Origin of the sequence: Microbacterium saperdae, assembly GCF_006716345.1 — a bacterium.
Lineage (GTDB): Bacteria > Actinomycetota > Actinomycetes > Actinomycetales > Microbacteriaceae > Microbacterium > Microbacterium saperdae.
In genome coordinates this window covers 299,723-315,830 of the sequence record NZ_VFOX01000002.1, presented here as the reverse complement: position 1 = coordinate 315,830, position 16,108 = coordinate 299,723, and the positions used below count along the sequence as shown (strand labels likewise).

Here is a 16,108-nt window from a genome sequence, read left to right as displayed (position 1 = left end):
GCCACCACTCGCCGCATCCGCGTGCGTTCGTGCGGCGTGTCTTGCCCCCCCCAGGTGCGCCAGGTCTCCGGGTGCGGGGATCCCTTCCGATAGATAAGCTTAGGCAACCCTTATCTCACGGAACAGGTCCCTCCATGCCCCTCTCCCGTTCGAAGGCGCTCACCGCCTTGTTCGCCGCCGCGCTCGCCGCGGCCGTCCTGACCTCCTGCTCGACGTCGGCCTCGACGACGGATGACTCGGTGCCCGCCGCCGATCCCGGCGCATTCCCGGTGACGGTCGATCACGCCTACGGCGAGACCACCATCTCCGAGCAGCCCGCGCGCATCGTCACGGTCGGCTACACCGAGCAGGACACGCTCTGGGCGCTCGGCCTCGCGCCGGTCGGGGTGACCGACTGGTACGGCGACCACGAATTCGCGTCGTGGCCGTGGGCGGACGAGGCGCGTGGCGACTCCGAGCCCGAGGTGCTCACCACCACCGACGGCCTGGACTTCGAGGCGATCGCTCTGCTCGACCCCGACCTCATCATCGGCACGAACGCCGGAATGACGGAGGAGGACTACGACCGTCTCTCCGACATCGCGCCGACCGTCGCGCACTCGGGCGACTACTCCATGTACTTCGAGCCGTGGGATGTGCAGACCCTGCAGATCGGCGAGGCCGTCGGCCTGGGCGACGAGGCGCAGAAGCTGGTCGACGACATCGACGCGCAGTTCGCCGCAGCCGCCGCCGCACACCCCGAGTTCGCCGACACCTCGATCGTGTTCCTCCAGAACGCGATCTACGACGGTGCCGCGATCGCCTACCAGGACGGACTGAGCACCGACTTCCTCACCGACCTCGGGTTCACGATTCCTGCTGACATCGATGCCTACGCTCCGGATGACACCTCCGGGGGCCAGGCGTACATCCCGGTCGAGAACCTCGATGTGCTCAACGCGGCTGACGTGCTGATCTGGGGCACCGAGTCCGACGACGACATCACCGCTCTCGAGGCGGAGCCCTTCGTCACCGCGATCGAGGCCATGAAGAACGACAAGGACGTCTACACCGACGGCATCACGGCCGGCGCGATCTACTTCACCTCGCCGCTGAGCCTCCCCTATGTCCTGGACTCGCTGGTGCCGGCCCTCGCGGACGCGGTCGCCGGGAACGGGCCCGCACACACCGCGGAGTGACCACCGCCGCACGCGCGACACGCGATCCGCGCCGGCTCTCCGCCGGGCGGGTCGCGCTCGTCGTCGTGCTCGCGGTCGTCGCGCTGGCCGTCACGACCGTGATCGGACTGACCGTCGGCACGAAACTGGTCGGGCTCGACACCGTGTTCGCCGCGATCGTGCACTTCGACGGCAGCGACCTGCAGCTCGTGGTGCGGGAGTCGCGCATCCCGCGCACCGCCCTCGGCCTCATCGTGGGACTCGCGCTCGGTGCCGCCGGCGCTGTGATGCAGGGACTCACCCGCAATGCGCTGGCGGATCCGGGACTGCTCGGGGTCAACGCGGGCGCATCCGTCGCGGTCGCCATCGCGGTGGCTGCGCTCGGACTCAACGACTTCCCGCACCTGATGGCCTTCGCACTCGGCGGAGCGCTCCTCGCGACGATCGCCGTCGTGCTCCTCGGAGCGGCAGGCGGAGGGAGCCCCGTCACCCTCGTGCTCTCGGGCGTCGCGCTCGCCGCAGTGCTGGGTGGCGTGACGACGGCCCTCGTGCTGCTGAACCCCATGGCCTTCCTGCAGATGCGCAGCTGGGAATCCGGCGCACTCGCCGGACGCGACCTGTCGATCCTCGCGGTCGCCGGCCCCGCGATCGCGGTGGGGCTGGTGCTCGCGCTTCTGATGACCCGCAGCCTCGACGTGCTCGCGCTCGGCGACGACACCGCGGCGGCGCTCGGGGTGCGGATCGGATGGATGCGCACCGGAGCCGTCGCCGCCGTCACGCTGCTGGCGGGCACGGCGACCGCGGTCGCGGGGCCGATCGCCTTCCTCGGGCTCGCCGCCCCGCACATCGCGCGCGGGGTGGTGGGCTCATCGCAGAAGGCGATCGTGCCCCTGGCCGCGGTGATCGGAGCGATCGTCGTGGTGCTCGGCGACGTGGTGGGTCGGGTCATCATCGCCCCGCAGGAGGTGCCGGTCGGCATCGTGATGGCGTTCATCGCCGCGCCGTTCCTCATCTGGATCGGCCGCCGCAGGAATCCGGTGCAGATGTGAACGCCTCGACCCGCGCCGACATCCGCCGCGCCCGTCGCCCCCTCGGCCGCCGCGGGTGGTGGGCCATGAGCTCCTTGGCCGCGGTGATGCTGCTCTCGTTCCTCGCGAGCCTGTCGATCGGTGACACCGTGATCCCGCCGCTCCGCGTGATCGAGGCGCTGTTCGAGACGGACGGCGGCATCCGGATGGTGGTGGTCGACTGGCGTCTGCCGCGGGCGCTGGCCGCCGTCTTCTTCGGCGCGGCACTCGCGCTCTCGGGCACCGTGTTCCAGACCATCACACGCAACCCGCTCGGCAGTCCGGACGTGATCGGGCTCACGACGGGCGCGTACACCGGGGCCTTGATCGTCATGACGACCGGCGGGGGATCGGGCCTCGCCGTCGCGATCGGTGCGGTGCTCGGCGGCTTCGCCACGGCGGCGCTGGTCGCGCTGCTGATCGCGGGGCGCGGGGCGCTGGGATACCGGATCGTGATCGTCGGCATCGGGGTGAGTGCGGTGCTCGCCGCCGTCAACGCCTGGATGCTGCTGCGAGCCCGACGCGAGGTCGCGATCTCCGCGGCGATCTGGGATGCCGGATCGCTCAACGGCGTCGGATGGGCGCAGGCCCTGCTGCCGATCGGTGTCGTGACGGCGCTCATGGTCGTGCTGTGGTTCTCCCGGCGCGGCCTGTGGCTCATCGAGCTCGGCGACGACATCGGCACGAGCCTGGGCGGCCGCATGGGTCTCACCAAGACCGGGCTCGTGGCGATCGCGGTCGGCCTGATCGGCGTCGTCACCGCCGTGATCGGGCCCATCGCGTTCATCGCACTCGCCGCTCCGCATCTCGCGAAGCTCATCGTGAAGAACGGTCCGGCGCATCTGATCGCGACCGCATTGATGGGCGCGACGCTGCTCTCTCTCGCCGACATCATCGGACAGAACGCCGTGCCGAAGCACGCGCTGCCGGTGGGTGTCGTCACGCTCGTGCTCGGAGGCCTGTACCTGATGTTCCTCGTGGTGCGGACGGCGCGGCGGCGGTTCTGAGGCGCAGGCGAGGGGGTCGAGTCTCGGCAGAGCTGTGACTATCATGTCTCGGTGCCGGACCGGGAAGATCTGAGAACTGTTCCAACGGCGCCCCTCGAGGGGGTGCGCGTGCTCGACGTGTCCACGCTGTTCGCCGGGCCGCTGGCGGCGACGTTCCTCGGGGATTTCGGTGCAGACGTCATCAAGGTGGAGCATCCGATCCGGCCGGATGCTTCGCGCGGACACGGGCCTCAGAAAGACGGCGTCAACCTGTGGTGGAAGACGCTCGGGCGCAACAAGCGCACAGTGACGATCGACCTGAGCGACCCCGCCGGCGCAGAGGTGCTGCTGCGGCTGGTGGCCGGAGCCGACGTCATGATCGAGAACTTCCGCCCCGGCACGCTCGAACGCTGGGGGCTCTCTCCCGAGCGCCTGCAGGAGGCGAATCCCCGACTGGTGCTGGCCAGAGTGACGGCGTTCGGGCAGTTCGGTCCCTACGCCGCGCGCCCCGGCTTCGGCAGCCTCGCCGAGGCGATGAGCGGATTCGCCGCGCTCACCGGCGATCCGGATGGGCCGCCCACGCTCCCACCATTCGGCCTCGCCGACGGGATCGCCGCTCTCGCGACGGCCTATGCCGTCATGGCCGCACTGCGAACCGCCGAGCGCGACGGCCACGGGCAGGTCGTCGACATGGCGATCATCGAGCCGATCCTGATGCTGCTGGGCGGGCAGATCACCGCGTGGGATCAGCTCGGCATGGTGCAGCCCCGTACCGGCAACCGCTCCGTCAACAATGCTCCGCGCAACGTCTACCGGTCACGCGACGGCGTGTGGCTGGCGGTGTCGACCAGCTCGCAGTCCATCGCCGAGCGCGTGATGACCGTGGTCGGCCGCGGCGAGCTGATCGAAGAGCCCTGGTTCCGTTCCGGCCATGAGCGGGCGCTGCATGCGGATGAACTCGACGACGCGGTGCAGTCCTGGATCGGCGCCCACGATGCCGACGAGGTCGTCGCGGTGTTCGAGGCGGCATCCGCTGCCATCGCTCCGGTCTACGACGTGCGCGGTGTGGTCGAGGATCCGCAGTACCGCGCTCTGGGCACGGTCGTGCGCGTCGAAGACGAAGACCTCGGCGACATCGCGATGCAGAACGTGCTGTTCCGTCTGTCGCGCACGCCCGGATCGATCCGGTGGGCCGGGCGAGGTCACGGTGCCGACACGGACGAGGTTCTCCGCGGCGCCGGATTCTCGGATGCCGAGATCGCCGACCTCCGCAGTGCGGGAGCGGTGTGATGACCGCCCACTACCGCACGGGCCTCTACGTGCCGGGAGACCGGCCCGATCGCTTCCGGTCGGCGGAGGAGAGCGGCGCGGATCTCGTGGTGTTCGACCTCGAGGATGCCGTGGCTCCGGAGCGCAAGTCGGCAGCGCGTGACGCCGTGGTCCAGTGGCTGCGCGACGGACAGCGGGGGAGTGCCGCGGTGCAGGTGCGCGTGAATGCGGGCGACGAGGGAGATCTGCGGGCCGTGTCGGCACTCGCTCCCGACGTGGGCATCCGACTGCCGAAGGTCGAGAGCGTCGACGATCTCGACCGGGCGGTCGCGCTCGCGCCGGGGCGACCGCTCGTCGCTCTGCTCGAGTCCGCTCGAGGGGTGATCAACGCTGTCGCGATCGCCGAGCATCCGGCCGTGCTCGCGCTCGCGCTCGGGGAGAGCGATCTGCGCAGCGAGGTCGGGGGAGGTGAGCCGGCGATCACCCATGCGCGACTCTCGATGCTGTTCGCGGCGCGCGCCGCCGGGCTGCCGGCACCCATGGCATCGGTGTATCCCGCGATCCGTGATCTCGAAGGGCTTGCTGATGACACCCGCCGCGCGGCCGATCTCGGTCTGTACGGCCGCATGGCCGCGCATCCGCGGCAGCTCGCGGTGATCGCTGCGGTCTTCGCCCCGAGCGAAGCCGATGTGGCCTGGGCGCAGGAGGTCGTCTCCACGCTGCGGGGGGGAGGGGTCGCGACGCTCTCGTCGGGGGAGATGGTCGACCCGGCGATGCGGGGGCGCGCCGAGCAGATCCTGAGGTCGGTCGAACCGAGGTCTTGACACCCGACGGGAGTCCGCCTAGATTCCCTGGAGCCCGATCATCGCCGAATTGGAAACGTTTCCAAATCGCGTGATGGAAACGTTTCCGCTCAACGAGGAGAACCATGGGGACGAAGCCGACTCTGCACGAGGTCGCCGCTGCGGCCGGCGTCTCGCTGGCGTCCGCATCGCGTGCGCTCACCGGTCGCTCCGCAAGCCCGGAGATGGTGCGCAAGGTGCGCATGGCGGCCAAGCGCATCGGCTACCTGCCCGACGCCACGGCCCGTTCGCTACGGCTGGGCGGTCATCCCCAGGTCGTCTTCGCGGTGGACGACATCGGCAACCCGAACTACGTGCAGATGCTGCGCGCGATCGAGGAGGAGCTGGGAGAGACGACGCGCATCAGCGTCTCGGCGACCGGCCGTCGCCCTGACCAGACGGTGGAGCTCGTGCGCATGCTCAGCATGGGCGCCGGTGACGGGCTGATCATCTCGCCGTTGCGCGTGACTCCCGCTCTTCGACAGGCGCTCGCCGACACGGTCGTGCCCGTCGTGGTCATCGGCACCCTGCACTCGGAGCTGAGCATCGACAGCGTGTTCGTCGACTCGGCGGTCGCGGTCGGAATGGTGGTCGACCACCTGGTCGACATCGGGCGCGCGCGCATCGGCGTGATCAACGGCCCGGGCAACACCAACCCGGGTGCGGCGCGTCGTGCCGGCTTCGCCGCCGCCGTGGAGCGGCATGGTCTGGTGCGTACCGACGCCCTGCAGATCACCGCGACCGACTTCACGGTCGGCGCAGGAGTGGATGCCGCAGAACGCCTGCTCGCCGCGAAGAGAGAGACCGGCGAACCGATTGACGCGATCGTGTGCGCGAACGACCTGATCGCGATCGGCGCCATCAACGCGATCCGACGACAGGGTCTGCGCGTTCCGGAGGACATCGCCGTGACGGGCATCGACGACACCGACCTGGCTGCGCTCTACAGCCCGCCGTTGACATCGGTCTCCCTCCAGTCGGAGCGACGGGGACGGATCGCGGCGCGCATGCTCAGCGAGCGCTTCGCCGATCCGTCGCGTCCCACGCGGCGGGAGACGGTCGAGGCCACGCTCGTGATCCGTGCGTCGACGATCGGGGAATCCGCATGAGCACGACTGCCGTGAAGAACACCACCGCGAAGGGGGTCACGCCCAAGCCGGGCGGCCTCGCCCGTTCGCGTCGCAACGAGGCGCTCGGTCTCGTCATCCCGACTCTGATCCCCATCTTGGCGCTCAGCGTGATCCCGCTGTTCATCGGTGTTGCGACGGCGTTCACCGATTCCCGCCTCGCCCGGCACCACGAGACGCAGTTCATCGGGTTCGAGAACTTCATCAAGCTCGGCTCCGACACGCAGTTCTGGCAGTCGTTCGGCATCGGCATGATCTGGGCCGTCACCGTCACCGCGCTGCAGCTGATCGGCGGGCTGTCGCTCGCGCTGCTGCTCAACACGGATCTGCGCTTCCGCGGAATCACCCGCGTTCTCGCGCTCATCCCGTGGGCGATGCCGCCCGTCGTCGTCGCCGTGATGTGGCAGATGATCTACTCGCCGACCAACGGCCCGCTGAACTGGCTCATCGAATCGCTCGGAGGGCCGGAGAACATCAACTGGCTCGGCGACTTCGGCCTGGCCCTCCCCGCCGTCATCCTCGTCGGCGTCTGGGTCGGAATGCCGCAGAACACCGTGGTGCTGCTGGCTGGTCTGCAGCAGGTGCCCGGCGAGCTCCTCGAGGCCGCTGCGGTCGACGGCGCGAGCACCTGGCGCCGCTTCGTCAGCGTCACGCTGCCGGCCCTGCGGCCCGTGATCTTCTCGATCGCCAGCCTCAGCTTCATCTGGAACTTCAACTCTTTCGGCATCGTCTACGTCATGACCGAGGGCGGTCCCGGAGGCCGCACGATGCTGCCGATGCTCTTCACGTACCTCGAGGCCTTCAAGTCCCGTAACACCGGCGGTGCGGCGGCGATGGGGGATGTCATCGTGATCTTCCTCATCGTCATCCTGGTGATCGCCCTGTGGCGCCAGCTGCGTCCGGAGAGGAGCCCCCGATGAACCAGAGCACGGCGACCCGGACGATGGTCACGCAGAACGCGCCGAAGCGGCAGCGCAGGAAGATGAATCAGCGCACGAAGAAGCCGCTGGTCCGCATCCTGCAGTACGTGGCGCTCGCGGGCTTCCTGATCTTCCTCGGCTTCCCGCTGCTGTGGCTGATCTCGACCGCCTTCAAGTCCTCGGCCGAGATCAACTCCCTCGCGGTCAACCTCTTCCCGCTGCAGCCCACGATCGACAACTTCGTGGTGGCACTGGAACGGCAGGGCCTCGTACGCGCGGCGGGCAACAGCCTTCTCGTCGCCGTCGCCACGACGATCATCGTCACCCTGCTGTCGATCCCCGGTGCCTACGTCATGGCGCGGTACCAGGGAAAGCTCCGCTCGATCGGGGTGGGCTACATCCTGGTGAGTCAGATCTTCCCGGTGATCCTGATCGTCATCCCGTTGTTCTTCATCCTGCGCTCGGTCGGCTTGGTCGACTCTCTGCTCGGGCTCGTCGCGGTGTACTCCGTCTACACCCTGCCGTTCTCCCTGTGGATGCTGCAGGGCTATGTCGCCGCGATCCCGTATGACATCGAGGAGGCGGCGTCGATCGACGGGGCCAACAAGGCGCGCACGCTGCAGCGGGTCGTGTTCCCGCTGCTGATGCCCGGGCTCGTGGCGACCGCGATGTTCAGCTTCGTCTCGGCGTACAACGAGTTCTTCTTCGCCCTGGTGCTGCTGCAGTCGCCGGAGAACTACACCCTTCCCATCGCGCTCAGCACGTTCGTCGGAGGTGAGGGGAAGGTGGCGGTCGGGCCGCTCGCCGCCGGTGCGCTGCTGTCGAGCATCCCGAGCATCGTCTTCTTCACGCTGCTGCAGAAGCGACTCGCCACCGGCCTGCTCTCCGGAGCGGTCAAGGGCTGAACGTACAGACTTCCCGCAATTCCCATCACAGAGAGAAAGAGGTATGAAGTGAAGAAGCTTCATCGCGCGTCCATCGCGCTCGCCGCAGCCGCGGTGACGGCGCTGACCCTCGCGTCCTGCTCCGCGGGCGGCGACACGACCGACGACGCCGGCGACGGCGAGCCGGTATCGATCACCTTCCAGTCCTTCTCCGACCAGCCGGCCGCGATCGAAGCGACCAAGGAGATCGTCGACGCCTGGAACGAGGACAACCCCGATATCCAGGTCGACATCGTGCAGGCGCCGACCGACAGCCTGGACGACAAGCTGACGACGCAGTTCGCCGGCGAAGTCGCGCCCGACATCATCCACTACGAGGTTCTCGGCATCGTGCCCTTCGCCCGCGACGGCTACGTGGCCGACCTGAGCGAACTGCTCAGCAAGGAGACCATCGACGACATCGACCCGGGTGTGCTGGCCTCGGTCACCGTGGACGACCAGATGATCGGCGCCCCGACGGAGCTGCAGACGTACGTCGTGTTCGCGAACAAGACGCTGCTCGAGGCAGCCGGCGTCGATATCCCCACCGGGGATTCCATGACCTGGGATGAACTCGACGAGATCGCGAAGGCCACGACGTCCGGCGACGTCCACGGCATCACCTGGGGACTGAAGAGCCCGACCGCGGCGTTCATGAGCCTCGGCATGGGCTTCGGTTCCGAGTACTTCACCGGCGAGGGCGAAGACATGAAGGTCGACGTGAAGGATGCCGACCTCGAGGTGCCGAACCGCGTGCGGTCGATGATCGAGGACGGCTCTGTCGACCCGATCGGGGTCACGCAGTCGGGCTCCGACGTGTTGGCGACGTTCTACGCCGGCAAGGCCGCCATGACCGTGCAGGGTTCGTACCAGGTGGCGAACATCGCCACGGACGCCCCGGCCGACATGGACTGGATCGTGCTGCCGCCGCTCGCCGGATCCGAGGGCGCGGTGCAGGCCGCCAACCCGCAGACGCTGTCGATCAACATCGACTCGCCGTACCAGAAGCAGGCCGCGAAGTTCCTCGACTACTTCATGCAGACCGACAACCTCGTGAAGATGAACATCGCCGACGGACTCATCCCCACGACGATCTCGGCACGCGAGGCGCTCGCCGAACAGACGGCCGACCAGAACGGGTGGCCCGAGATCGTGCAGTCGGCAGAGGGCCTCGACGGACCGGCCTTCCTGCAGGCGAACGGATTCGTGCGCTGGAAGGACACCGTCGCGACTCCCGCGTTCCAGAAGTTCCTGGGCGGAGAGATCGACGACAAGGGCCTGGCGTCCGAGCTCGATGACGGCTGGGCACAGGTCAACGGTTGACGACGGTGGGGCGGATGCGCGCATCCGCCCCACCTATAAGAGAGGAATGGCATGAGCTGGATTCGGGAACGCACGGCGGCCGTGCTCGCGGGGTCGGCCATCGGCGACGCCCTGGGCGGGGCGGCCGAAGGCTTCAGTCCGGAGAAGATCAAGGAACGGTACGGGGGCCCGATCACGGGCATCGTCCCGCCGTACCACCTGGACTGGCAGACCGCTCGACCGGTCAGTCCGTACCACAAGGGTGATGGGCACATCACGGATGACACCCTGATGACGCAGGCTCTGATCCGGGTGTACGCGGAGCGGCGAGACCACATCGATGCGTTCGCCGTCGCCGAGCTGCTCGTGCCGCTGCTGCAGACCGAGATCCGGTGGATCCCGGAGCTGGAGCGCGAATCGATCCTGCTGCAGCGCATCTTCCTCGCCGAGAAGTGGCTGGTCACCCGTCTGCAGTACGGCCATGTCGACCCGCGCGAGGCCGGCGTCGGGAACGTCGTCAACTGCGGTGCAGCGATGTACATGGCCCCGGTCGGCATCGTCAACGCCGGTAACCCCGAAGCGGCCTACGCCGAGGCGATCGACGTCGCTGGCGCCCACCAGTCGAGCTACGGGCGGGAGGCCGCGGGGGTGTTCGCGGCTGCGGTCGCGGCATCCGTCGCTCTCGACGCCACGGTCGACTCGGTGATCGACGCCGCGCTGCGCGTCGCCCACGACGGCACGGCGGCAGCCATCCGGGCGGTCGTCGATGCGGCCCGAGGGCTGGCCCCCGGCGCCGACGAGGAGCAGATCGGGCGGGCTCTGCGCGACGCCATCCGTCCCTTCGACACCGTGGGAGACGCCTATCGCGAGCCGCTCATGGACGCGCGGGTGCCGTCTCGGACCAAGTCGATCGAGGAGCTGCCCGTCGCGCTCGGCTTCCTCGTCGCGCATGACGGCGCGTTCCTCCCCACCGTGCTCGGTGCAGTGAACTACGGTCGCGACTCCGACTCCATCGCGTCGATGGCCGGAAGCCTGGCCGCGGGCATCGGCGGTCAGGCCGTGATCCCCTCGGACATCCTCGACGCCATCGCGACGGCCAGCAGGGTCGACTTCGACGAGTACGCGGCGCTGTTGTCGGGCGTCGCGGTGGATGTCATGCAGAAGGACGCGGCTCGTGCCGAGGCCGACCTGCGTCGCGTAGCGTCGCTCCGGGAGGCGTGATGCGCCTGACCTGGGCGCAGCCGGAGGACCTGCTGCCGCATGAGCTGGTGCAGGCGCGCGCGGAAGGGAAGGACGTCGAGGCGATCGTCGCCCGCTGGACTGCGGCGGGCGGCGCGCTCGACCCGGTGCGTGGCGGGGCGACGGCGGAGGCGGCACCCGACGGCCTCCGGACGCTGGCCCGTGCGCTGCTGGTCGAGATCGACGAGGTCGTGTCCGCGGAGTCCGAGGCGACGACGTGGGATGAGGTGCGGGCGGTGCTCACCGGTATGCCCGCACCGATCGCGACGCCGGCTGACGCCGCGCTCCGTGGCCGCATCCACGGCGCATGGGCCGGACGTTCGGCGGGATGCCTGTGGGGCAAGCCCGTCGAGAAGATCCCGCGCGCGGGTATCGAGGAGATCCTCCGGGCGACGGGTCGTTGGCCGCTCACGGACTACTTCACCGCGCAGGGCCTCCCGGACGATGTCGCGCGCCGCTGGCCGTGGAACCGGCGCTCGGCCGTCAACTCCCTGATCGAGAACATCGCCGGGATGCCCGAGGACGACGATCTCAACTACCCGTTGCTCAACCTTCGGGTGCTCGAGACCGCCGGCCGCGGCTTCACCACCGACGACATCGCCCAGGCGTGGTTGGCCGATCTGCCCGCCGGCCGCACTTTCACGGCAGAGCGCATCGCGTACCGCAACCTCCTCGACGGCTACCGTCCGGATGAGGCGGCCCGCGTGCGCAATCCGTTCCGCGAGTGGATCGGCGCGCTCATCCGCACCGACGTCTACGGGTGGATCAACCCGGGCGACATCGCCGAGGCCGCCCGTATGGCCTGGACGGATGCCCGCCTCAGCCATACCCGCAACGGGCTCTGGGGAGCGATGTGGGCGGCAGCGCTCACCTCGGCCTCACTCGTCGCGGCATCCGTCGACGAGGTGCTCGACCTCGCCTCCACTGCGGTGCCCGCGGGCAGCGAACTGCGGGAGGCCATCGACTTCGGCGTGGCGCTCGGGCGGGGCGAGCTCGACGACTCCGCCGCGATCGACGCTCTGCACGCCGCGTACGGACACCTGCACTGGGTGCACACGATCAACAACGCGGCGCTGATCGCCTTCGCGCTCGCCCGCAGCGGCGGCGAGTTCACACGGGGAGTGCCACTCGCCGTGATCACGGGGTGGGACACCGACTCGGCGGGTGCCACCGTCGGTTCGGTCCTGGGCGGACTCGCCGGCATCGACGGCCTGCCCGCGCACTTCATCGATCCGCTGCAGAACCGCATCGCGACGAGCCTGCCCGGGCTCGACGGGGTCGAGATCGACGCGCTCGCCCATCGCACGCTCGCCCTGCTCCCCACCCGCTGACCCCGACAGACAAGGATGTTCATGACTTCTCCCACGCCGACCCTGAAGGACCGCGCGCGCGGTTCGCTGGCCGGGCTCGCCATCGGCGATGCGATCGGGCGGCCGGTCGAAGGGTTCTCCGCCGCAGAGATCCAGGCCGCGCACGGGCGGGTGACCGGATATCTCGACCCGGAGCCCGCCGGCAGCGATGACACCGAATACGCCCTGCTGACCGCCAAGACCGTCCAGCGCGTGGGCGTCGGGGCCACGGCTGAGGACTTCGCACAGACCTGGATCGAGGACGTGCTCCCGCAGGCCGACGACTTCAAGGGTGGGGGATTCAGCGAGATGGCGGCGATCGACAACCTGCGTCGCGGCATCCGCCCCCCGCTGAGCGGTGACACGATGCACGGCTGGAGCGACGGGCTCGCGATGCGGGTCAGCCCGCTCGGCATCGTCGCGGACGGCGATGTCGAGCTCGCCCGTCGCCTGGCTGAAGCCGACGGCGCCGTGAGCCACACGACCGAGGGCATCTGGGCCGGCGTGGTGGTCGCCGTCGCCGTGACCACTGCTCTCACCGGGGCGGATGCCGCCGCCTGCTACGACGCGGGGCTCGCGGCGATCCCTGCCGACAGCTGGACGGCCCGCAACCTTCGCGACGCCCGCGATCTGGTGCACTCCGGACTCGATGACGACGCGCTCGCGCTCGCATTGCACGATCGCCTGGCCGTGGCGGACTACTTCTGGGCCGATCTCGCTCCCGAGGCGGTGGGCCTCGCCATGGCATCGGTGCTGCACGCGGACGGCCGAGCGGCCGAGAGCATCCTGTTCGCCGTCAACATGGGGCGCGACGCCGACACCACCGCAGCGATCGCCGGCTGCATCGGCGGTGCGATCTCCGGCATCGGCGATCTGCCCGAGGAATGGGTGGCGGGACTGCGCCCCGTCGTGGGGTCGTGCATCCGTTCCATGGCCGGGATCCATCCGCTGGATGCCGCCGACACCCTGACCCGTATCGTCGAGGAGGCGCGCGCATGACCACCCCCCTGATCGATCTGTTCACCCGGGGCATCGTCGCCGGCGAGTCCGCGTCGTCGATGAACGCCGACTTCCGCGTGTATGCACTCCCGCCCAAGCGCGTCAACAGGGTGCGCATCCTGTCGAAGCTCGGTGACGACGACCGCACCACCACGGTGCCGCGCCCGTTCACCCATGCGGCGCCGCCTCGCACCCTGCATCCCGGAGCGGGAGAGAACGTCGAGTGGTTCGCGTTCTCCGCTCGGCAGCATGCGCGGGAGCTGGGTTTGAGCGAGTGGCGTGAGCTCGCCGAGCTCGAGGCCGACCCCGCCGGCGGGTTGCGTGCCCGCATCGGCACCAAGCTCGCGCTGCAGAATCTGCGAGGCGGCGCCGAGCCCCCGCAGTCAGGGCACGACAACGCGCACTACTTCGATGACATCGCCACCGTGCGCGCCATCGCGGCGGTCGCCGTGCACGGATCAGGCGGAGCGGTCGATGCCGCGCACGCCGACGCTGCCGTCACCCACTCCCTCGACGGCCTGTGGTGCGCGAGGGCCAGCGCGGCGCTGTTCGGCGCACTGGTCGACGGCGCGTCCGCGGCCGACGCCGTGCACCTCGCTGTGACGCAACTCCCCGAGAACACCTGGAGCCGCCGGATGGCCGACACCTCGATGCACGTCGCGGCCGACGCGACGGGCCCCCTGGATCGTGCGCGACGCCTGAGCACGCAGGTGGGGGACTGGGTCTACAGCTACCCGATCGCGGCTCCCGAGACGTTCGGTTTCCTGCTCGCCCACGTGGCGACGGCGCGGAGCGCTGACGACCTGCTGCTCGGAGCACTCGCTCAGCCGCGCAACGCCGCGTCTCTCCCTGCGTTGGCCGGCGCCGCGGCGGCCGTGCTGTTCGGAGAGGACTGGATTCCCGCGGGACTGGAAGCCGATGGCATCCGCCTCACGGGTCTCGGCATACCGGCGTTGGCTGGACGCACGGTGGCAGAGGTGATCGCCGGCTGATGGCCATTGCCCGCTGAGGGCGGAGACGGATCCGCGCATCGCGCGACCTCTCCGCCCTCTCCGGGCGGTCGTGCGTTCGCGCCACGCCCGGGACTCCGCTAGACTGGGCAGGTTGTCTGCCTACCGGCGTCCATTCGGATGCTTCGGGCGGACACGTTCACACACCCTCCTGCTCCCGGGAAAGCCCCGAGAGCCGTTCTAGTCCGAAGGAGGTGGGTAAGTGACGCACCAGTACGAACTCATGGTCATTCTGACCCCCGAGATCGACGAGCGCCAGGTCGCACCTACGCTCGACAAGTTCCTGAAGGTCATCACCAACGATGGTGGCTCGATTGACAAGGTCGACATCTGGGGTAAGCGCCGTCTGGCCTACGAGATCCAGAAGAAGAACGAGGGCATCTACGCCGTCGTCAACTTCACCGCAACCAGCGAGGCCACGCAGGAGCTCGACCGTCAGCTGAAGCTGAACGAGCAGATCATGCGCACCAAGGTCCTCCGTGCCGAAGAGGCTCAGGCAATGGCCGCATTCGAAGCCAAGCGCTCCGAAGAGAAGGCTGCCCGCAAGGCCGCCAAGGCTGCGAAGGCCTAAGCGCCATGGCCGGCGAAACCGTCATCACCGTTGTGGGCAACCTCACGGCCGACCCCGAGCTGCGTTACACGCAGAACGGGCTGCCGGTGGCGAACTTCACCATCGCATCGACGCCTCGGAACTTCGACCGCGCCGCGAACGAGTGGAAGGACGGCGATGCGCTGTTCCTCCGTGCGTCCGTCTGGCGCGAGTTCGCCGAGCACGTGGCGGGTTCGCTGACCAAGGGCATGCGCGTCATCGCGCAGGGCCGTCTGCGTCAGCGCTCCTACCAGGACCGCGAGGGCAACCAGCGCACCGCGATCGAGCTGGAGGTCGACGAGATCGGCCCCTCGCTCCGGTACGCGACCGCGCAGGTCACCCGTGCGGCGTCGACCGGCGGTGCTGGCGGTGCCGGTGGTGGACAGTCCCGTCCCGCGCAGCAGGTGTCGGAGGAGCCGTGGTCCACGCCCGGCTCGTCGACCAGCGCGGATGCCTGGAGCACTCCGGGCAGCTTCGGCGACGACACCCCCTTCTGAACAACTTTCTGGATCCGTCTCCCGAGTTCATCTCGGAGACGGCATCCGCTCATCATTAAGGAACAACAATGGCTGGAAAGTCGAGCGGCGACCGCCGCAAGCCGCGGAAGGGCGCGAAGAACGCCGCTCCCGCGAAGTCCATCCGGGTCGGCCTCATCGATTACAAGGATGTCGCCACCCTCCGCAAGTTCGTCTCGGAGCGCGGCAAGATCCGTGCCCGTCGTATCACCGGTGTCTCGGTGCAGGAGCAGCGTCTGATCGCCACGGCGATCAAGAACGCACGCGAAATGGCGCTCCTGCCCTACGCTGGCGCCGGCCGGTAAGGGGTATCGAGATGGCAAAGCTGATTCTCACGAACGAGGTCGCCGGGCTGGGTAGTGCCGGTGACGTGGTCGAGGTCAAGAACGGGTACGCCCGTAACTTCCTCATCCCCCAGGGTTTCGCTACGGCGTGGACCCGCGGTGGCGAAAAGCAGGTCGCATCGATCCAGGCCGCGCGTCAGGCACGCGCGATCCACGACCGTGACGACGCTGTCGCACTGAAGACCGCCATCGAGGGCACCAAGGTCCGTCTCGCCGTCAAGGCGGGCGCCGCTGGTCGCCTCTTCGGTTCGGTCAAGACCGAGCACGTCGCCGACGCTGTCGCGGCTGCCGGTCTCGGTGCGATCGACAAGCGCAAGGTGCACATCACGGCGCCGATCAAGTCGACCGGTGACCACGAGGCCACCGTTCGTCTGCACGACGACGTGACTGCGGTCATCACGCTGCAGGTCGTCGCCGCCAAGTAATTCTGTTCCTCGGGCTCTGAGCCCGTCGACGCACGAACGCCCTCT

Annotated in this window: 17 protein-coding genes; all 17 read left to right on the top strand. The window is 69.0% G+C overall.

The genetic code is table 11. The features are described from left to right. The first annotated feature begins 134 nt into the window (after window positions 1–134). The 17 genes from FB560_RS16155 (at window position 135) to rplI (ending at window position 16,063) form a co-directional block, all read left to right on the top strand. Window positions 135–1,178 (top strand): ABC transporter substrate-binding protein, encoded by a 1,044-nt coding sequence (locus FB560_RS16155; protein ID WP_141873538.1) that lies wholly within the window; start codon window positions 135–137, stop codon window positions 1,176–1,178. After that, window positions 1,175–2,206 (top strand): FecCD family ABC transporter permease, encoded by a 1,032-nt coding sequence (locus FB560_RS16150; RefSeq protein ID WP_141873537.1) that lies wholly within the window; start codon window positions 1,175–1,177, stop codon window positions 2,204–2,206. The genes FB560_RS16155 and FB560_RS16150 overlap by 4 nt, the downstream gene beginning before the upstream one ends. Then, entirely contained in the window at window positions 2,203–3,231 is a 1,029-nt protein-coding gene (locus FB560_RS16145) for a FecCD family ABC transporter permease (RefSeq protein ID WP_141873536.1), read from the top strand. The genes FB560_RS16150 and FB560_RS16145 overlap by 4 nt, the downstream gene beginning before the upstream one ends. 51 nt (window positions 3,232–3,282) lie before the next feature. Then, entirely contained in the window at window positions 3,283–4,500 is a 1,218-nt protein-coding gene (locus FB560_RS16140; protein WP_141873535.1) for a CaiB/BaiF CoA transferase family protein, read from the top strand. Beyond that, window positions 4,500–5,303: an HpcH/HpaI aldolase/citrate lyase family protein gene (locus tag FB560_RS16135; protein ID WP_141873534.1), complete on the top strand. Its 804-nt coding sequence runs from the start codon at window positions 4,500–4,502 to the stop codon at window positions 5,301–5,303. The genes FB560_RS16140 and FB560_RS16135 overlap by 1 nt, the downstream gene beginning before the upstream one ends. A 104-nt stretch (window positions 5,304–5,407) precedes the next feature. Continuing rightward, on the top strand, window positions 5,408–6,430 hold the full coding sequence (locus tag FB560_RS16130) for a LacI family DNA-binding transcriptional regulator (protein WP_141873533.1): 1,023 nt from the start codon (window positions 5,408–5,410) through the stop codon (window positions 6,428–6,430). Then, the gene (locus FB560_RS16125; protein ID WP_141873532.1) at window positions 6,427–7,368 is read left to right on the top strand and encodes a carbohydrate ABC transporter permease; all 942 of its coding nucleotides are present in this window, start codon (window positions 6,427–6,429) and stop codon (window positions 7,366–7,368) included. The genes FB560_RS16130 and FB560_RS16125 overlap by 4 nt, the downstream gene beginning before the upstream one ends. Then, window positions 7,365–8,273 carry a carbohydrate ABC transporter permease gene (locus tag FB560_RS16120; protein ID WP_233444110.1) on the top strand — a complete coding sequence of 303 codons (909 nt, stop codon included), beginning with the start codon at window positions 7,365–7,367 and terminating at the stop codon, window positions 8,271–8,273. Before FB560_RS16125 ends, FB560_RS16120 begins: the two co-directional genes overlap by 4 nt. A gap of 48 nt (window positions 8,274–8,321) precedes the next feature. After that, complete coding sequence (locus FB560_RS16115) at window positions 8,322–9,614, top strand: ABC transporter substrate-binding protein (protein WP_141873531.1); 1,293 nt, start codon at window positions 8,322–8,324, stop codon at window positions 9,612–9,614. Window positions 9,615–9,665: 51 nt separating this feature from the next. Continuing rightward, window positions 9,666–10,814 carry an ADP-ribosylglycohydrolase family protein gene (locus FB560_RS16110; protein ID WP_141873530.1) on the top strand — a complete coding sequence of 383 codons (1,149 nt, stop codon included), beginning with the start codon at window positions 9,666–9,668 and terminating at the stop codon, window positions 10,812–10,814. Further along, on the top strand, window positions 10,814–12,163 hold the full coding sequence (locus tag FB560_RS16105) for an ADP-ribosylglycohydrolase family protein (RefSeq protein ID WP_141874586.1): 1,350 nt from the start codon (window positions 10,814–10,816) through the stop codon (window positions 12,161–12,163). Before FB560_RS16110 ends, FB560_RS16105 begins: the two co-directional genes overlap by 1 nt. A gap of 21 nt (window positions 12,164–12,184) precedes the next feature. Further along, window positions 12,185–13,180 carry an ADP-ribosylglycohydrolase family protein gene (locus FB560_RS16100; protein ID WP_170198185.1) on the top strand — a complete coding sequence of 332 codons (996 nt, stop codon included), beginning with the start codon at window positions 12,185–12,187 and terminating at the stop codon, window positions 13,178–13,180. Next, the gene (locus FB560_RS16095; RefSeq protein ID WP_170198184.1) at window positions 13,177–14,172 is read left to right on the top strand and encodes an ADP-ribosylglycohydrolase family protein; all 996 of its coding nucleotides are present in this window, start codon (window positions 13,177–13,179) and stop codon (window positions 14,170–14,172) included. Before FB560_RS16100 ends, FB560_RS16095 begins: the two co-directional genes overlap by 4 nt. A gap of 220 nt (window positions 14,173–14,392) precedes the next feature. Then, complete coding sequence (gene rpsF / locus FB560_RS16090; protein WP_141873527.1) at window positions 14,393–14,761, top strand: 30S ribosomal protein S6; 369 nt, start codon at window positions 14,393–14,395, stop codon at window positions 14,759–14,761. A gap of 5 nt (window positions 14,762–14,766) precedes the next feature. Next, window positions 14,767–15,276 (top strand): single-stranded DNA-binding protein, encoded by a 510-nt coding sequence (locus FB560_RS16085; protein WP_141873526.1) that lies wholly within the window; start codon window positions 14,767–14,769, stop codon window positions 15,274–15,276. A gap of 68 nt (window positions 15,277–15,344) precedes the next feature. Next, complete coding sequence (gene rpsR, locus FB560_RS16080; protein WP_141873525.1) at window positions 15,345–15,599, top strand: 30S ribosomal protein S18; 255 nt, start codon at window positions 15,345–15,347, stop codon at window positions 15,597–15,599. An 11-nt stretch (window positions 15,600–15,610) separates the two neighbouring features. Beyond that, entirely contained in the window at window positions 15,611–16,063 is a 453-nt protein-coding gene (gene rplI / locus FB560_RS16075; protein WP_141873524.1) for a 50S ribosomal protein L9, read from the top strand. Window positions 16,064–16,108: the final 45 nt, after the last annotated feature.

Bases quoted from the DNA above. Each gene is read 5' to 3' on its own strand.
- FB560_RS16155 (WP_141873538.1), top strand. From the start codon at position 135: ATGCCCCTCTCCCGTTCGAAGGCGCTCACCGCCTTGTTCGCCGCCGCG.
- FB560_RS16135 (WP_141873534.1), top strand. From the start codon at position 4,500: ATGACCGCCCACTACCGCACGGGCCTCTACGTGCCGGGAGACCGGCCC.
- FB560_RS16130 (WP_141873533.1), top strand. From the start codon at position 5,408: ATGGGGACGAAGCCGACTCTGCACGAGGTCGCCGCTGCGGCCGGCGTC.
- FB560_RS16125 (WP_141873532.1), top strand. From the start codon at position 6,427: ATGAGCACGACTGCCGTGAAGAACACCACCGCGAAGGGGGTCACGCCC.
- FB560_RS16120 (WP_233444110.1), top strand. From the start codon at position 7,365: ATGAACCAGAGCACGGCGACCCGGACGATGGTCACGCAGAACGCGCCG.
- FB560_RS16110 (WP_141873530.1), top strand. From the start codon at position 9,666: ATGAGCTGGATTCGGGAACGCACGGCGGCCGTGCTCGCGGGGTCGGCC.
- FB560_RS16105 (WP_141874586.1), top strand. From the start codon at position 10,814: ATGCGCCTGACCTGGGCGCAGCCGGAGGACCTGCTGCCGCATGAGCTG.
- FB560_RS16100 (WP_170198185.1), top strand. From the start codon at position 12,185: ATGACTTCTCCCACGCCGACCCTGAAGGACCGCGCGCGCGGTTCGCTG.
- FB560_RS16095 (WP_170198184.1), top strand. From the start codon at position 13,177: ATGACCACCCCCCTGATCGATCTGTTCACCCGGGGCATCGTCGCCGGC.
- FB560_RS16085 (WP_141873526.1), top strand. From the start codon at position 14,767: ATGGCCGGCGAAACCGTCATCACCGTTGTGGGCAACCTCACGGCCGAC.
- rpsR (WP_141873525.1), top strand. From the start codon at position 15,345: ATGGCTGGAAAGTCGAGCGGCGACCGCCGCAAGCCGCGGAAGGGCGCG.
- rplI (WP_141873524.1), top strand. From the start codon at position 15,611: ATGGCAAAGCTGATTCTCACGAACGAGGTCGCCGGGCTGGGTAGTGCC.